The following is a 16855-nucleotide window of genomic DNA, read 5'->3' on the forward strand; positions in this document are numbered from 1 at the left end:
GCAATTATGTTAGTCCGATCCATTTTCCGCCTTGATAAATGATTACAGCCACCGTATACGCGAGGACCAAGGAATAACCGACAGAGAACAACGTCCATTTCCATGACGCCGTCTCTTTGCGCAACACGCCTACCGTAGCCAGACAAGGTGTGTAAAGAAGGACGAAAGCCATGAAACTGTAAGCTTGTAGCGGTGTAAAAGCCAGTGAAATCTGTTCCTGAAGGCCAGCCATATCAGGCACATGATAGATGATATTCATCGTGGAAACGACGACCTCTTTCGCCATAAACCCGGTAACCAATGCGGCGCCCGACTGCCAGGTTCCAAAGCCCAATGGCTCCAGCAAGGCTGCGAACAGACCGCCGATGGAAGCCAGGAAGCTGTCATCCATTTCTGCCGCGATTCCTCCCGGGCCGAGATAGGTCAATAGCCAGATAAGGACAGAGCCTCCTAGAATAAAGGTTCCGGCTTTACGCAGGAAGCCTTTTCCCTTTTCCCAGGTGCTCCGGAATAACGTTACCGTCTGTGGCATTCGGTATGGAGGTAGCTCGACCATAAAGAAGGATTTGCTGTCCTTGAACAGGAACAGGGAAAACAGCTTGGCAAGAACCAGTGTAAGCACAATACCCATCACGTAAAGTGATAAAACGATCAAAGCCTGTGAATTTGCGAAAAAGATGCCGGCAAACAACGCATAAACGGGAAGGCGTGCGGAGCAGGACATCAACGGGACCAAAAGCATGGTCAGCATTCGTTCCTTCGGCTGTTCAATGCTTCTTGAAGCCATGACCGCCGGAACATTGCAGCCAAATCCGATAATAAAAGGAATTAGCGCTTTACCGTTTAAACCGACCATTTCCATTAATTTATCCATCATTACAGTAATCCGGGCCATGTATCCTGAATCCTCGATAAACGAGATAATCAGAAACATAATGAATATTTGCGGCATAAATACGAGAACCCCGCCCACCCCGCCGATGATGCCGTCAATAATAAGGGCGTGTGTAAAACCGGAGGCACCCACTGCTGTTAGCCCCTGCTCAACAAGAGTGCTTAACGGTCCGGAAATGAAGGCGTCGAGCAGATCTGAGAGCGGGTTGCCAAGCCAATCGAAGGTCAGCTCGAAGGTGAGTAGCATGAAGGCCAGAAAGATCGGAATTCCCCATACCGGATGGGCTGCGAAGGTATCAATCTTTTCCGTTAAAGTATGCGGTTTCCGGTTCGACTGATCGACTGCGGATGCGCAGATGTCCTGAATTATCTCCGTACGCACGGAACGGATGTAATCCTGTAGGGATGACGTATCTTCTTTCATGCGGAGCTGTTTCAGCGCATCTTCCTTAATTGCCCGAATGCGGGACAGAGTCGCTTCTGTAAGAGCTAAAGAGTTCATCACTGCGGGGTTATCTTCAAGTATTTGCAGTGCAATCCAACGAGGGGATAAGCCTGAGAAAGTCAGCTCCGAATTTACTTCCCGGGAAATACCGAGAATGGCTTCTTCGATAACGGTTCCGTAATGTATCGTAAAACAGGGCGATAAATCCTTTTCTTCTGTTTTGTTCATGCATGACAGCAACTCTTTGCTTCCGGCTCCGGTTCGGGCTATCAGTGGCACAATCTCAGTATGAAGACGTTCCGATAGATAGGCCGTGTCGATAGCTAGCCCGCGGGCTTTCGCTACATCGATCATGTTCAAGCCGATAATGACGGGTTTACCGTATTCAAGCAGTTGAATCGTAAGATATAGATTCCGCTCAAGTTGGGAGGCATCGACGATATTGATGAGCAGGGAAGGGGAGTCCATGACCAGATATTCAGCGGCCACGCCTTCATCCCGGGATAGAGGATGGAGTGAGTATATGCCAGGGAGATCGGTAAGAGGGCCGCTCTTGTCTTTGAGCTGTCCGATTTTCTTCTCTACGGTCACGCCGGACCAGTTGCCCACATACTCGTATGAACTTGTAAGCGTATTGAACAGAGATGTTTTACCCGTGTTGGGGTTTCCGATTAATGCAGCTCCGCTCATGATACCGACACCTCAATCTTCGCCGCTTCCTTCTGACGGATCCCCAATAGCTGTCCGTCGCATTCGAGCAGGATAGGTCCACCCCATAAGCAGCAACGCTTGACGGTGATATTCGAACCTTCGGCTACGCCCAGGTCGGCAAGGCGCCGCTTAAGAATGGGGTCTATGTTGCCGAATCTGCAGATGGACCCCGAATTGCCGGGTTGTAAGCTTGTTAAACAGCTTTGGCATGGTATCATCGGTCATTTTTCGCTCCTTTTTTAGGATGTTAAAAAAATCATTTATGTTTACGTATATATGTCTTCATTCAATCATTGAGAATCACTCTCAATTGGATTCAATTCAATATATCATGGCAGGAAAAGTCGAACTGTGATAAATATCATACCTAAAAATGATTCTTCATCTTTACTTTTTGATTTCGATTCAAGTAAGATGGAAAGTAAAACAGACAGGGAAAGGGATCGGTAGGGATGAAGGAAAATCAAAGCAAGATTGTCGACTGTACGATACGCGACGGAGGTTTAGTCAATAACTGGGATTTCAGTGTGGAGTTCGTGCAGAAATTGTACGCCGGCCTGAATGAGGCGGGTGTGGATTATATGGAAATCGGCTACAAGAACTCGCCCAAGCTTTTAAAGGGAGCCGATCAAGCGGGTCCTTGGCGGTTTTTGAACGATGATTTTCTCAAGAAGGTCATTCCTCAAAAAGGAAATACCAAGCTGTCCGCTTTGGTGGATATCGGCCGTGTGGATGAGAATGATATTTTGCCGCGGAGCGAAAGTCTGCTGGATCTGATCCGGGTCGCTTGCTATGTCAAGGATGTGGACAAGGCCCTGAAACTGGTTCAGGTTTTCCATGATCGGGGTTATGAAACTACTCTTAATATCATGGCGTTGTCCAACGTGATGGAGAACGAGCTGCTTGAAGCCTTTGAAATGATTAAAGAAAGCGTTGTTGACGTTGTATATATTGTAGATTCGTATGGAAGTCTCGATTATAAAGATATGGATTACCTTGTTAATAAATTCAAAACTCATTTGCCGAATAAGCGCCTGGGCGTGCACACGCACAACAACATGCAACTTGCATTCTCCAATACGCTCGTTGCCGCCGATCTGGGAGTTGAATTCCTGGATGCGTCGGTATACGGCATGGGAAGAGCAGCAGGAAATTGCCCGACAGAGCTTTTGGTAACCCATCTGAAGAATACCAATTACAAGCTGCGGCCGATGCTCGAAGTGTTGGAGCAATTGCTTATTCCGCTTCGCGAGAAAGAGGAATGGGGCTATCTCATTCCGTACATGATTACCGGATCATTGGACGAGCATCCTCGTTCTGCCATGGCTCTCCGGGCTTCGGAGGATAAAGACAAGGCGGTTGACTTCTACGATAAATTAACGACGCCAGAAGTCAGCTTCGATAACAAAAAATAATAGATTCAGGGTAAAAGTTCGGCCCATTTTGTGCCGGACTTTTACCTGTTATGGCATTCTTTCAAAACACCGTTTCGTGAATTTTGAACAAAATTTATGAATATTCATGCGCTTTTTACAAGGTTTTAATTTCGCCGGCAGGAAAAGGTCGGTTTTTGTTGAATTGTACTACAAGGAAGCTTTACAGATAATTACCTCCGGGGGTTGAACACGAATGGGAATCAGGACAGAGGAGAGGGCAACAATCATCCAGGGAGGACTCGGTTTGGCGGTGATGCTCGGTGTCGTTATGTTTGCCGCCGGGAGTGGAAACCGTTCAAATGCCGCGGAATCGCTGCAAACTTTGCAGCTTGTAGCAGGTTTGGTCTGCGGTGCCGTTTCTTTCGCGATTTTTACCCAAGGGTGGATTTTGTTCACGGATAAGTTGTCAAAACAGCGGCTTTACTCTGCGGTGTTATTCTCCATCCTGGGAATACTGAGCTTTCTCAATGCCGCAGGAACGAGCGGGATCAAGCTGTTCGGTCTGGAGACCGGACTGCGCTTGTCAAATGCATTTTTAATCATTTCGCATCTTTTGTGTGCGGCGGGAATGTTGATCATATTTTCAACGTCAGACCGGCAGGTTTCAGGCCAACATAAAATATTCGTGTTTTCGGGTACCGCTCTTGTTGCAGCGGCCGGAATTGTCTCATTATATACATATCAGAACCATCTGCCTGCGGGTTTGCTTGAGTTTCAGAATATCACAGTCAAAATGGTTTTAATGTCTGCGATATTGGCGTTATATGCCACAGGCATTTTCTCCATTCTTTATCGTCACCGTAAAGAGCGCCCTAGAGCGGCTCTGACAGTGATTCGCGCCTTGATGTTCATGATGATGGGCTTCACCCTGCTGATGACAGGCATTCCGGGGGATTCCAGACTGGCCCATGTCCTGGGCAGCTGGTATATCGTAATTTCTTATTATTTCGTGCTTAAGGGCGTTTATCATTTGACGATTGATGAACCGTTTCGGGGCCAGCGGGCGATCGAAGCGAAGATGAAGTATATGGCTTATCACGATGATCTTACAGGTCTTCCTAATCTCAGACGTATGAAGGAATTTCTTGGATCGCTGTTGACGTCCCACGGGAAGGATGAGCCGGTGAGAACGGGCGTGGCGGTTATTAATATTGATCGTTTCAAGGCAATAAACGATTCTTTGGGCTATAGCGCGGGAGACAAGCTCCTGATGGAAGTGGGAGAGCGCTTGAGCGGACTATGCCTTCAAGGAGAAAAGGTGTTCCGGATGGGGGAAGATGAGTTTGCCGTTATTTTTCCCGGTCCCAAAGAGGTAACCGAACTGGAGTCGCGTGCTGAACAGCTGCTTGTGTCGGTGGATCCATCCATTTTGATCGATGAGACCGAGTACCACATCTCGTTAAGTATGGGGCTTTCGATTTATCCCGAAGACGGTGATTCCGTAGATCAGCTGATTCAATACGCGGATATGGCGGTTCACCATGCGAAAGAGCATGATCAGATATTCATCCGGTATACGGAAGCTATGAAGAAGCGTACCCAATCCAGAGTGGAATTGGAGAACGATATGCGAAAAGCGCTGGAACGGGACGAATTCTTTCTGGAGTATCAGCCTCAATTCAGTCTGCTCACCGGAAAGATGGTCGGCATGGAAGCGCTGGTCCGCTGGAATCATCCCAAACGGGGATTGCTTCCGCCCAATGACTTCATTCCGTTGGCCGAAGATTCCGGTCTGATCGTACCTCTAGGCGAATGGGTGCTGAAAACGGCTTGCGAGCATAACAGGAAATGGCAGTTGGATGGATATGAGCCGGTTTGCGTTTCGGTGAATTTATCCATGCGCCAGTTCCGTCAGTATAATTTGGCAGACAAGGTGGATGCGATCTTGAGAGAGGTTGGCCTGGATGCCAAATATTTGGAACTGGAGGTCACGGAGAGCATGACCTTCGATATCGATACGGCCTTGAACCAGCTCCAAAGTCTGAAGCGTTTGGGAGTACATATTAGCATCGACGACTTCGGAACAGGCTACAGCTCGCTTAATTATTTGAAAAGCCTGCCGATTGACCGTTTGAAAATCGACCGCTCTTTTGTAAAAGAGGTTATGCTGGATGGAAATGATGCCGCGATCGTTTCCACCATTACGACGATGGCGCATCATTTGAAACTGAAGGTCACCGCGGAAGGTGTGGAAAGCGAAGAACAGCTTGAATTTCTTAAACGTCAAAACTGCCACGAAGGCCAAGGGTACTTGTTTAGCAAACCCGTCCCGGCCCGAGTGCTTGAAAGTCAGTTCCTTAGCCGGCTTGCCGGCTAAGGATTTTTCTTTCTATTTCTTCATGCCATAGGAAGGTCATCAAAAAAGGTGTTGCAACGTAAAGGAAAAAGTGATATATTATATTTTGTCTTCACGAGCGATATTTTTCTAAAGTGAAGCTTCGGGACGTAGCTCAGCTTGGTAGAGCACCTGGTTTGGGACCAGGGGGTCGCATGTTCAAATCGTGTCGTCCCGACCATGATTATTTAGACTCAGCGGGTCTGATTTTCATACATACGCGGGTGTAGTTCAATGGTAGAACTCCAGCCTTCCAAGCTGGTAGCGTGGGTTCGATTCCCATCACCCGCTCCATACATAAATAACGACAAAGTTGCCGGATGGCAGCTTTTTTTGTTGTCTTACACGCAAATTCTGGAAGTTTGAATATGTAGTCAGTGGTTAATTATCTTCTGAACCCAATTCACATTCAGGAGGTAATCGATATGACACAAAAAATAGTTGGTGTATTTTCTTCAGATCAGGATGCTTCTAATGCGATTCGGGATTTACAAGCTTTAGGATATGATACGAATGATATTTCCGTTATCGGAAGAAACAAGGACGACATCAATTCTATTCATGATGAGACTGGAACGAAGGCACCGGAAGGAATTGCTTCCGGGGCTGCGACAGGCGGAGTGCTGGGCGGCGTAGCCGGATTGCTGGCGGGCCTCGGTGCACTGGCTATTCCAGGGATCGGCCCGATCATCGCAGCCGGTCCGATCGCAGCCACGCTGACGGGGGCGGCTGTAGGAGCCGGAGCCGGCGGTCTGGTAGGCGGCCTGGTTGGTCTGGGCATTCCTGAGGATGAAGCGGAAGAATACAACAGCTTCGTCAAGCATGGCCGCATCCTGGTGATGGTGGATGCGTCGGATGCTCAGGAAGGACAGGTTTACAACGTATTCCGGGAGCATCATTCCCTGAATGCCCATAACTACCGCAACGGATATGATCAGAATGACGGGATCAACCGCAGCGTGGATGAGTCAAAAATGCGGGAAACCCGTGAACCCGCGGGTGCCTTCTATCAGGAATTGGCGACGCTTGACCGTCCAGAGGGGCAAGTAAGGGATCAAGACATTGATGATCGTACGATGCGTCTGCACGAGGAACGGCTTGATATTTCAAAGACACGGGAAACTACCGGTGAAGTAAATCTGCGCAAAGAAGTAATCGAAGAGCAGAAGACGATCAACGTGCCTGTAAGCCGTGAGGAAGTAGTCGTTGAGAAAAAGGTGATTCATGACGACGCTACAGGCGAGCCTGTAGGCCGTGATGAAACGATTCGCATTCCGGTCTCGGAGGAGCGGGTGGAGGTCAACAAACGCCCGGTCGTGACCGGTGAGGTGGAGATTCATAAACGGGAAGTTCAAGATACGGAGCAGGTGCAGGATATCTTGAAGAAGGAAGAAGCCCGATTGGATCAGACCGGGAACCCTAGAGTTCGGGGAGACGAAAAGCTCGACCGCTAATTACCCGGGTGAAGGTGGCAATTCAGTTTAAAATAATCATTAAAAAGGACAGCCTAAGGGCTGTCCTTTTATCATTATCACAGGCTGGCGGGCTCACATGTTTATTTGCTTCCGTCCGGGATAATATTTTTAACCCGTCCCACCTGGCCGTCTTGAAGCCGCACCTTAATCCCATGGGGATGATTCGGCGAGTTGGTCAAAATGTCTTTAACGATGCCGCGTGTAAGCCGGCCGGTGGATTGGTCTTTTTTTAGTACGATGTCGACGGTCAGGCCCGGGGCAATATTATTGCGTACAGTTCCATTCATTCGGGTAAATCTCCTCGGTGTTGGATTTATAGGGCATGTTCAAAAGTTATCCTTTAGGATACCATAAGCTGACCCGGAATCCAACGGAACAAGGACTATGCGGGAGGAGACAAGACATCGGCTTGCCAATGTCCGGAACTTTGCATATAATATCAGGTAAGTCAAAAAGTAAATGCGATGATGGAGAAGAGTAAGCAGAAGCCTCCTTACAGGGAAGAGACGTCAGTGATTGAGAACGTCTCTACGGAATCAGGCTGCTGAAGTTCGCTCCGGAGCAGTTCCTTGAACCCCGCTCAGACCGGAAACGGTGGTAGCCGGCGGTGCAGTAGAGGATACCGGCTGCGGCCCGTTATGCCGATAAAGTGAGAGTCTTACTCCCAGGATGCCTAGTTTTATTCTGAAGCTTGCGCCGGGCGGTAACGGAGACTCTAACAAGGGTGGTACCACGGTCTTTTCGTCCCTTTCGGGAGAAGAGGCCTTTTTTGTTTTCAGAAACAAGTACGATTTATAAAGCTTAAGGGGGATTTGTCGATGAAAGAACGTTTGGAGGCACTCAAACAAGAAGCGATGGAGCAGCTTGGCAAAACGGCCGATGCTATTCATCTCAACGACCTGCGGGTCAAATATCTGGGTAAAAAGGGTGCCCTCACCGAGATTTTGCGCGGTATGGGCGGGCTTAGCGCCGAGGAACGGCCAGTGATCGGCCAGGTGGCCAATGAAGTGCGCGGAGTGATCGAAGCGCTGATCGAAGAGAAGCAGAACGATTTCCAGCGGAAAGAAACCGAGGGCCGGCTTGCAGCCGAGAAGGTGGATGTTACCTTGCCGGGACGCCCGCTTAAGCAGGGGGCCGTACATCCGTTGAATCAGGTCATTCAGGAAATCGAGGATATTTTTATCGGGATGGGATACCGGATTGCGGAAGGTCCTGAGGTAGAGACGGACTATTACAATTTCGAGGCGCTGAATTTACCGAAGAACCACCCTGCACGCGATATGCAGGATTCCTTCTACTTGACCGAAGACTTGCTGATGCGTACCCAGACTTCTCCGGTACAGGTTCGTACGATGGAAGCCATGAAAGGGGAAGTTCCGATCAAGGTCATTTGTCCGGGACGCGTATTCCGCCGCGATGACGACGATGCGACCCATTCCTTCCAGTTCCATCAAATCGAAGGCCTGGTGGTTGGCAAAAGAATTCGTATGAGCGATCTCAAGGGAACGCTGCTGGAATTCACCCGCAAGATGTTCGGAGCGAACACCCAGATCCGCCTTCGTCCAAGCTTCTTTCCGTTCACCGAGCCGAGCGTCGAGGTTGACGTTACATGCGTGAAATGCGGAGGACAAGGTTGCCGGGTCTGCAAGAACTCCGGATGGCTGGAGATTCTGGGCAGCGGGATGGTTCATCCGCGCGTGCTGGAAATGAGCGGATACGATCCTGAACAATATAGCGGCTTCGCGTTCGGAATGGGTGTGGAACGGATCGCGATGCTGAAATACGGTGTCGACGACATCCGTCACTTCTACAATAACGATCTGCGTTTCCTGCAGCAGTTTGCCAGAGTATAGGCCACGGAAAAGGAAGGGGAAATGACATGAAAGTATCAACCGAATGGTTATCACAATATGTTTCACTGGATAATGTGGATATTCCGCAGCTTGCCGAGATGATTACGCGCTCCGGCATAGAAATCGACTCGGTCGAGAATCGGAATAAAGGTGTTACTAAAGTAGTAGTAGGTTACGTGAAAAGCAAGGAGAAGCATCCGGATGCCGATAAATTGAACGTTTGCATCGTCGATGCCGGCGAAGCAGAAGAGCTGCAAATCGTTTGCGGCGCAAAGAACGTGGACGCCGGACAAAAGGTGCCTGTAGCTCTTGTCGGTGCTAAGCTTCCGGGCGGGCTTGAAATCAAGAAGGCGAAGCTCCGCGGCGTCGCATCGCAAGGCATGATTTGCTCGGCCAAAGAACTTGGCTTGAATGATAAGTTGCTGCCGAAGGAACAACAGGAGGGCATTCTGGTACTGCCTGAAAACAGCGAGATCGGCACGCCGATCACCAGCCTGCTGCACCTGGACGATCAGGTACTGGATTTCGACTTGACGCCGAACCGCTCGGATTGTCTCAGCATGCTCGGGGCCGCTTATGAGGTTGGCGCGATTTTGGGCCGGGACGTGAAGCTTCCTCAGCCGGAGAACGATCTGATCGAAGTAACTGAGCCGGTAAGCGATCGGATTTCCGTGAGTATTAAATCCCCGGATCTTTGCAGCCGTTATGCGGTCCGGTATATTTCGGGCGTTAAGATCGGCGTTTCGCCGCTCTGGATGCAAAGCCGTCTGATGGCGGCGGGTGTCCGGCCGATTAATAATATCGTGGACATTACGAATTATGTGATGCTGGAGTACGGGCAACCGCTCCATGCTTTTGATGCCGACAAGATCGCCGGGAACGCCATCGGCGTACGCGCAGCCAAGGAAGGCGAAATTCTAGTCACTTTGGACGGCCAGGAACGCAAGCTTGATGCGGGTTCGCTGTTGATCGTAGACGGAGAAGACCGGCCGGTAGGCCTGGCTGGAGTAATGGGCGGACTGGATTCCGAAGTGACGGAAACCACCGCGAACATCGTGCTGGAATCGGCCAAGTTTGACGGCGGCTCCGTACGCAAAACATCCCGTCAGCTCGGTCTCCGGTCCGAAGCGTCACTGCGGTTCGAGAAGGAAGTGGATCCGGCAAGAGTGCTTCCGGCACTGGACCGCGCGGCAGCGCTGATGGTCGAAATCGCCGGCGGCAAAGTGTTGGAAGGTGTAGTTCAGTCCGTTACGGCGGAAGCGCAAGACCATACGATTACTTTATCGCTGGATAAAATGAACGCATATCTGGGCACGGACATTTCGTCGCTCGAAACGAAAGCTCTGTTGATTCGTTTGCACTTCGAATGCGGTGATCTGGATGGGAATGCACTGGAAGTTCGCGTCCCAAGCCGCCGCGGGGATATTACCCGCGACGTGGATTTGATCGAAGAGATTGCCCGTTTGTACGGTTATGACAATATTCCGGTTACGATGATCGAAGGTCCGTCGACGGCGGGAGGCTATACGAAGGCACAGGCACTGCGGCGGGCGCTGCGCGGTCTGCTAGTCCATGGCGGATGGCAGGAAACGATGGGCTATTCGTTTATCCGGGAAGGAGCCGGCGGCAAATTCCCTGCGCCGGGCGAAGGCGGACATGAAGTGAAACTGGCGATGCCGATGAGCGAAGACCGCAGCGTACTGCGCGGCAGCCTTTTGCCGGGTCTGATCGATATGGCTCAGTATAACCGAAACCGTAAGCACGACGATCTCGCCTTGTTCGAAATCGGTACGGTGTTCCACGGCAAGGATGAGCATATGAAGGAGCAGCCGCGGGAATTGCCTGTGCTCGGCTTGTTGCTTACCGGCAGCAGAGGCGTCAAACGCTGGAATACTTCGGCCGAGAAGGTGGATTTCTTCGACCTTAAGGGCGCATTGGAAAGCGTATTTGAATATCTCGGCGTGAACGGCCGCGTTTCCTACGAAGCAGACGCTCCTAAAGGCTTCCATCCGGGACGCTCGGCGTCCGTCTACCTGGAGGTGCCGGAAGGCCGCCAGCGGATCGGAACGCTCGGCCAGCTGCATCCGGAATTGCAGCGCGAGATGGATCTTGACGATACGTATGCAGCAGAGCTAATGCTTGAGCCGCTTTATCAATATGCGTGTGATACTGTAGCTTACCGTGATCTTCCGCGGTTCCCGGCGATGCAGCGGGATATCGCAGTCGTCGTGGATGTAAACGTCGAGGCGGAAGCCTTGATGTCTTCGATCCGGAAATCTGCCGGTGAACTGCTTGAATCGGTGGAAGTATTTGATGTATTTACGGGAGCCAAGCTGGGAGAGGGCAAGAAGAGCGTAGCTTTGTCCCTTGTATACCGTCACAAAGAGCGGACGTTGACCGATGAGGAAGTTTCCGAAGTACATGAATCGGTCGTTGCGGCGCTGGAGCAAACTTTTGCTGCTGAATTGAGAAAATAGCAGGAATTGAACCGAGTCACATCGAATCTTTCTTTAGTAACGATTCGATGTGACTTTCGTGCAAATACAGACATCTATGATCAAACTCGGACCGAAGGAGGCACTTGGCTGTGAATACCCCAAACCGTATTAGTGTAAATGTCGATATATATGGGACTTCTTATAAAATTGTGGGCAGTAATGCCGAATACATGAAGCAGGTTGCCCGCCGTGTTGATGAGCATATGCGTTCAATCTCCAAAATGTATTCCCATCTGGATACGCCGCGCCTCGCGGTGTTGGCTGCTGTACGTATGGCTGAAGAAGCCCTGAGAACGGAGCAGCTTCAGAGCGAACTGAAACAGGTTCAGCAGGAAAACGGTGAACTGAAGCAGGAAATCTCGGTGATGCAGGCGCTCCATACGAAGCAGGAGAATGACCACAAAGGGCTACAGGAAGAGCACCACCAACTGAAGAGCGACAAGAAGCTGCTCGCGGAGCAGGTGGCGCAAGGCGAAAGCTCGCTGAAAGAGCGCGACGAGGAATGCCGCAAGCTGAATGTCAGAATTCAGGAGCTTGAGCGGCAGCTTGGTGAACAGCGTGGAAGCAATACACAATTGCAGACGAAATTGCGGACTGTTGAACAGGAGAATCGCAAAGAGAAGGAAGAACTCGAGAAGCTGGCTGAACAACTTAAGTCATCCCGGCAAAGGGAGCAAACCGCTCAAACCGCTCAGCAGCGGGCGAAGGAGGAGGCGGCGAAGGCCGAGCAGCAGGCGAAGCTGGCACAGCAATCGCTTCAGGCCGCCGACGCGGAAGCCAAGAAACAGGTTCGTCTTCTTCAGGAGGCAAAGGAGCGGGAAGACAAGCTGCGTGCGGAGCTTGCCGCCGCCTTACAAAATGAGAACTCGTGGCATAAGCTGGCGGATCGGCGAAACGAAGAGTTAAGCAGGCTGGAGATTAGCCAGTTGGAAGCCGTAAGCCGGACGGAGAAGCTTGAGGAACAGCTTAACGCGGTAAGCGGCGAGTTGGAATCCGCCAAGTCGAGATTTGCTGCAGAGAAGGACAAATCTGCAAAACTGGCAGATGAATTGGATAAGCTCCGGGCCAGACTGGAGCAGGTGGAACGCGAGCGGGAATCCGCGCGGCTTACGGCGCAATCTGCCGGTGAAGACAAGCAGCGTCTGGAGGCACAGACCTTCAAGCTGGAGGAACGGCTTCAGGAATTGGAGCGGGAGATGCAGGAATATGCGGCACTGGCCGAGGAGCAGGATGAATCCCGTCAGGCGGCTGAGCGTCGTGAACGCGAATGGAGAGAGCAGCTTGCGTCGGCCGAGCAGGAATTGAATTCTTGGCGCGAAACCGAGGCGGAACTGCAGCGTCAGCTTGCCGAATGGCAGCAGGAATGCGCAAGCGGAGGGGAGCAGGTGTTGAACCTGTCGACCGATTATCGTGAGCTTGAGCAGGAAAAGGACCGAATGGCCGAACAGCTGCGCCAAATCTCCGACAACTATGAGATCGTATCCCACGAATATCGCTTGCTTCAGGCGGAGCGGGAAGTGGAGCGGGAGAATGTACAGGCTAAGGAAGAAGAGTACAAGCGGTTAAAAGAAGATTATGCCAAGCTGCAGACCGAGTATAACGAATGGATTGAACTGATCGAGCAGGATCAGAATTAATTTTAGCTTCGTTGTGATCCGGTTTATGTTCGTGGAAACGGAAGAGCCCCCGGCGTTCCCGCCGGGGGCTCTTGATGGTTACCGTTTATTCTACGATGATTTTGGAGACCATGGCGCTATGGCCGGATCCGCACATGATCGAGCAGGCTAGTTCAAATTCCCCTGTTTCCTTCGGAATAATTACCGCGGAATCTTTCTTGCCGCTAAGCTGCAGCTTTAAACCGGGCACGAGCATGCCGTGATTGCCTTCCGCATTTTTGAAGATAACCTTGACAGGCACGTCCTTCTTTAAATGATACTCGGCCTGATCAAATTTATAATTTGTAGCTTCGATCACCAGTTCCGCTTCCGGTTCGACATTGCTTACTTCAGAGCTGCTGCCAGATCCCGAGCCGCTTCCGCAAGCTGCCAAAATCAACAAGAGAACAGAACAAGCCATAAATGCAATCGTTTTTTTCACATTTATCCCTCGCAATATAAAAATATTTATGACAATTTCAAGAATATTATATCGCAGTTGGATAAAGACGATGTAAGCAAGGTTTGAAGAATTGGTGAACTTCTTCCATATAATTGCATGTTGAAATGTTAGATTCCTCTCTATAAATAGAACGATCCGCCCGGAAGGATAACTCCGGGCGGATTGCTGAGGTTGGATCTATATGCTGCTGGAATCGGATCGAAGGAAATGGTTAATCCTTAGCTGCTTCGAATGGCGTGGATACCGGGATGAACAGATCGATGATCCCGATTACCAGTGCGGCCAGCAGGGCTCCGATCATGGAAACGGAAACCCCGGATACGATAAACTGAGCCAGCCAGATCACCAGAGCGCTGGTGATGAAGCCGACGATGCCGCGCCCGAACGGGGTAACTCTTTTCCCGAAGATGCCTTCAATAGCCCAACCCAGTAAAGCGATGACTAGCGCAAGCATCAATGCGCTGCCGAAGCCGCCGATACTGAATTGCGGAACGAGCCATCCGACAACGAGCAATACTAGGGCTGAGACAATAAAACGTACAACATGTCCCAGAAAATGCATGGCACTTGGCCTCCTTTTTTTGCGAAAATGCGTGTCATAATCCCCACTTATCTTGTTCCGCACAGGTCCTTTTTATGTGCGAATGCTTGAAATGGCGAAAAATGAACGCTTTCGCTATAATGAAATCATAGCCCGAGGGGAGTTGTGAAAGTTCTTGGACGAGAAAATTTTAAAAACGATGGAATATCGAAAAATTATAGAGCAATTGGCGAAATATACGCAGACGCCGCTGGGAAGAGCCGAAGCTGAAGCGCTGTCTCCGGATTCCAACCTTGAGAAAGTTAAACGGCTGCTGCAAGGAACGGAAGAAGCCTTTACCGTCGACAGGTTAAAAGGATATCCGTCATTCGGCGGTATTGTCGACATAACGCCGGCCGTCAAGCGGGCGCGAATCGGCGGTACGCTGAATCCGCATGAGCTGTTCGGTATTGCGACTACGTTGGAAGGCGGGCGCAGAATCAAGCGATTCCTGGCTTCCATGCATGAAGACCAGCCGATCCCGCTCCTGTTCACGCTTAGCGATGCCATTAGCGAGCAGAAGCCGCTGGAGGAGGCCATCAAGCGGTGCATTGACGAGAGCGCCGAGGTGCTCGACTCCGCCAGCGCCGAGCTGTCGCAGATCCGCCGGGAACTGCGCGGCGGTGAGGTACGCATTCGCGAAAAGCTGGATGCGATGATCCGTTCCTCCAGCATATCGAAGATGCTGCAGGACCAATTGATCACGATCCGCGGCGACCGGTTTGTTATTCCGGTTAAAGCGGAATACAGATCCCACTTCGGCGGGATTGTACACGATCAGTCCGGGTCCGGCGCGACGCTGTTCATTGAGCCCGAATCCATCGTGGCGATGAATAACAAGCTGCGGGAAACCCGGCTTCGGGAAGAACGGGAAATCGAAGTGATTCTGCAGAAGCTGACGGCTCTGGTCGGTGAACAGGCGGAGCTGCTGTTTTATGACAGCGATGTGCTTGCACAGCTTGATTTTCTGTTTGCCAAAGCACGCTTGGCCCGGGAAATGAAGGCTACGCTGCCGCGCATGAACGATCGCGGATTTATGAAGCTGAAGAAGGGACGTCATCCGCTTATCCCGGCGAACCAGGTTGTCCCGATCGATGTGGAATTGGGCAACCAATATTCGACGATTATCGTTACCGGCCCGAATACCGGCGGTAAGACCGTCACTCTCAAAACGATCGGCCTACTCAGCCTCATGGCGATGTCCGGCTTGTTTGTTCCTGCGGAGGAAGGCAGCCAGTTGTGTGTCTTTGACGCCATATATGCGGATATCGGGGATGAGCAGAGCATCGAGCAAAGTCTCAGTACTTTTTCGAGCCATATGACCAATATTATTTCAATTCTGCGCAAAATGACCCCTAAAAGTCTCGTACTGCTGGATGAGGTCGGTGCCGGTACAGATCCTGCGGAAGGCTCCGCTCTCGCGATTGCGATTTTGGAGCATATTCATTCCCAGGGCTGCCGGATGGTGGCCACAACGCATTACAGCGAGCTGAAGGCATACGCTTATGAACGAAAGGCCGTTATTAACGCGAGTATGGAGTTTGACGTTAATACGCTGAGTCCGACATACCGGCTGTTGGTCGGTGTTCCGGGCCGAAGCAACGCGTTCGCAATCGCCGAACGGTTGGGCTTGCCGGGAGCAATCTTGGACTATGCCCGGGGCGAGGTGAAGGAAGAGGATCAGCGGGTCGAGCATATGATTGCCTCGCTGGAAGAGAACCGGAACGTCGCGGAGCAGGAGCGGGAGACGGCAGAGAAGCTGCGGAAGGACTTGGAGGCTTTGCGGAGCCGCCATACGGCCGAACTGGAGAAGCTGGAGCAGCAAAGAGACCGCCGGCTGGAGAAGGCAGAAGAAGAGGCGAGAACGATTATCGCCAAGGCACGCAGCGAAGCCGAGAAGATTATCGAAGATTTACGGAAGCTGGCGCTCGAGGAAGGCGCTTCGGTCAAGGAGCATAAACTGATCGCCGCCCGGAAACAGCTGGATGAGGCGGAGCCGCAGCAACGCAAGAAGGCGGCCGGCAAGAAGACAGCCAAACCGCCGCGCCAAATTGAACCGGGCGATGAAGTGATGGTATACAGCCTGAATCAGAAGGGCCATATCGTGGAATTGTCCGGCAGCAAAGAAGCGATCGTCCAACTCGGAATCATGAAAATGAAGGTGGCTATGGACGATCTCGAGTTGATCGGATCGGCAGCATCGGCTAAGCCGGCACAACGGACTGTAACCAATCTGAAGCGTACCAGAGACGATCAGGTCCGCAGCGAGCTGGATTTACGAGGTGCCAATCTGGAAGAAGCGCTGATCGAAGTTGACCGCTTCATCGATGAAGCCTATTTGGGCAATCTGGGCCAGATCTATATCATCCACGGCAAAGGAACGGGAATATTGCGTACCGGTATTTCGGATTATTTGCGCAGGCACAAGCATATAAAGAGTTATCGTCTCGGAAATTACGGGGAAGGCGGTACCGGAGTCACGGTAGCCGAACTGAAGTGACGGGGAGGAG

At 51.1% G+C, this 16855-nt stretch carries 12 protein-coding genes, 2 tRNA genes and 1 other annotated feature; of the genes, 9 read left to right on the forward strand and 5 right to left on the reverse strand.

Annotation, left to right across the window (positions count from 1 at the left end):
• Positions 1-4 precede the first annotated feature (4 nt).
• Together feoB and KB559_RS11845 are read right to left on the reverse strand one after the other, a co-directional pair.
• Positions 5-2029 carry a ferrous iron transport protein B gene (feoB, locus tag KB559_RS11840; protein WP_211022078.1) on the reverse strand — a complete coding sequence of 675 codons (2025 nt, stop codon included), beginning with the start codon at positions 2027-2029 and terminating at the stop codon, positions 5-7.
• Positions 2026-2268: a FeoA family protein gene (locus KB559_RS11845; RefSeq protein ID WP_211022080.1), complete on the reverse strand. Its 243-nt coding sequence runs from the start codon at positions 2266-2268 to the stop codon at positions 2026-2028. Before KB559_RS11845 ends, feoB begins: the two co-directional genes overlap by 4 nt.
• Before the next feature lie 234 nt (positions 2269-2502).
• Between KB559_RS11845 and KB559_RS11850 the strand changes: the two genes are divergently transcribed.
• The 5 genes from KB559_RS11850 (at position 2503) to KB559_RS11870 (ending at position 7275) form a co-directional block, all read left to right on the forward strand.
• Positions 2503-3465 (forward strand): aldolase catalytic domain-containing protein, encoded by a 963-nt coding sequence (locus tag KB559_RS11850; protein ID WP_211022082.1) that lies wholly within the window; start codon positions 2503-2505, stop codon positions 3463-3465.
• Between the two features lie 214 nt (positions 3466-3679).
• A complete protein-coding gene (locus tag KB559_RS11855) occupies positions 3680-5803 on the forward strand; it encodes a putative bifunctional diguanylate cyclase/phosphodiesterase (RefSeq protein ID WP_211022084.1) in 2124 nt (707 codons plus the stop codon).
• 122 nt (positions 5804-5925) lie between these two features.
• Positions 5926-6002, forward strand: a tRNA-Pro gene (locus KB559_RS11860).
• Positions 6003-6041: 39 nt separating this feature from the next.
• Positions 6042-6115: transfer RNA gene (locus tag KB559_RS11865), tRNA-Gly, on the forward strand.
• A 131-nt stretch (positions 6116-6246) separates the two neighbouring features.
• A complete protein-coding gene (locus KB559_RS11870) occupies positions 6247-7275 on the forward strand; it encodes a YsnF/AvaK domain-containing protein (RefSeq protein ID WP_211022086.1) in 1029 nt (342 codons plus the stop codon).
• A gap of 101 nt (positions 7276-7376) precedes the next feature.
• Here the strand turns inward: KB559_RS11870 and KB559_RS11875 are convergent, their stop codons facing one another.
• The gene (locus KB559_RS11875) at positions 7377-7583 is read right to left on the reverse strand and encodes a YwbE family protein (RefSeq protein ID WP_211022088.1); all 207 of its coding nucleotides are present in this window, start codon (positions 7581-7583) and stop codon (positions 7377-7379) included.
• 168 nt (positions 7584-7751) lie between these two features.
• Positions 7752-8048 (forward strand) — a binding site (T-box leader).
• Between the two features lie 66 nt (positions 8049-8114).
• Here KB559_RS11875 and pheS point away from each other — a divergent pair.
• The 3 genes from pheS (at position 8115) to KB559_RS11890 (ending at position 13284) form a co-directional block, all read left to right on the forward strand.
• Positions 8115-9149, forward strand: coding sequence for a phenylalanine--tRNA ligase subunit alpha (pheS, locus tag KB559_RS11880; RefSeq protein ID WP_211022090.1), 1035 nt, complete (start codon positions 8115-8117; stop codon positions 9147-9149).
• 26 nt (positions 9150-9175) lie between these two features.
• On the forward strand, positions 9176-11626 hold the full coding sequence (gene pheT, locus KB559_RS11885; RefSeq protein ID WP_211022091.1) for a phenylalanine--tRNA ligase subunit beta: 2451 nt from the start codon (positions 9176-9178) through the stop codon (positions 11624-11626).
• A 110-nt stretch (positions 11627-11736) separates the two neighbouring features.
• The gene (locus tag KB559_RS11890) at positions 11737-13284 is read left to right on the forward strand and encodes a cell division protein ZapA (protein ID WP_211022093.1); all 1548 of its coding nucleotides are present in this window, start codon (positions 11737-11739) and stop codon (positions 13282-13284) included.
• 85 nt (positions 13285-13369) lie between these two features.
• Here the strand turns inward: KB559_RS11890 and KB559_RS11895 are convergent, their stop codons facing one another.
• Both KB559_RS11895 and KB559_RS11900 read right to left on the reverse strand, forming a co-directional pair.
• A complete protein-coding gene (locus KB559_RS11895; RefSeq protein WP_211022095.1) occupies positions 13370-13744 on the reverse strand; it encodes a cupredoxin domain-containing protein in 375 nt (124 codons plus the stop codon).
• Between the two features lie 232 nt (positions 13745-13976).
• Positions 13977-14327, reverse strand: a complete 351-nt coding sequence (locus KB559_RS11900) for a phage holin family protein (protein WP_211022097.1) — start codon at positions 14325-14327, stop codon at positions 13977-13979.
• Positions 14328-14481: 154 nt separating this feature from the next.
• On the opposite strand from KB559_RS11900, the gene KB559_RS11905 reads away from it, so the two are divergent.
• Positions 14482-16845, forward strand: coding sequence for an endonuclease MutS2 (locus KB559_RS11905; protein ID WP_211022099.1), 2364 nt, complete (start codon positions 14482-14484; stop codon positions 16843-16845).
• The last annotated feature ends 10 nt before the right edge of the window (positions 16846-16855 follow it).

The sequence above is a fragment of the Paenibacillus sp. Marseille-P2973 genome, assembly GCF_018101095.1.
GTDB classification, from domain to species: Bacteria; Bacillota; Bacilli; order Paenibacillales; family Paenibacillaceae; genus Fontibacillus; species Fontibacillus vini.

What these genes read in the sequence shown, in the direction of transcription:
- feoB (WP_211022078.1), bottom strand. Translation starts at nt 2,029, where the DNA reads ATGAGCGGAGCTGCATTAATCGGAAACCCCAACACGGGTAAAACATCT.
- KB559_RS11845 (WP_211022080.1), bottom strand. Translation starts at nt 2,268, where the DNA reads ATGATACCATGCCAAAGCTGTTTAACAAGCTTACAACCCGGCAATTCG.
- KB559_RS11850 (WP_211022082.1), top strand. Translation starts at nt 2,503, where the DNA reads ATGAAGGAAAATCAAAGCAAGATTGTCGACTGTACGATACGCGACGGA.
- KB559_RS11855 (WP_211022084.1), top strand. Translation starts at nt 3,680, where the DNA reads ATGGGAATCAGGACAGAGGAGAGGGCAACAATCATCCAGGGAGGACTC.
- KB559_RS11870 (WP_211022086.1), top strand. Translation starts at nt 6,247, where the DNA reads ATGACACAAAAAATAGTTGGTGTATTTTCTTCAGATCAGGATGCTTCT.
- KB559_RS11875 (WP_211022088.1), bottom strand. Translation starts at nt 7,583, where the DNA reads ATGAATGGAACTGTACGCAATAATATTGCCCCGGGCCTGACCGTCGAC.
- pheS (WP_211022090.1), top strand. Translation starts at nt 8,115, where the DNA reads ATGAAAGAACGTTTGGAGGCACTCAAACAAGAAGCGATGGAGCAGCTT.
- pheT (WP_211022091.1), top strand. Translation starts at nt 9,176, where the DNA reads ATGAAAGTATCAACCGAATGGTTATCACAATATGTTTCACTGGATAAT.
- KB559_RS11900 (WP_211022097.1), bottom strand. Translation starts at nt 14,327, where the DNA reads ATGCATTTTCTGGGACATGTTGTACGTTTTATTGTCTCAGCCCTAGTA.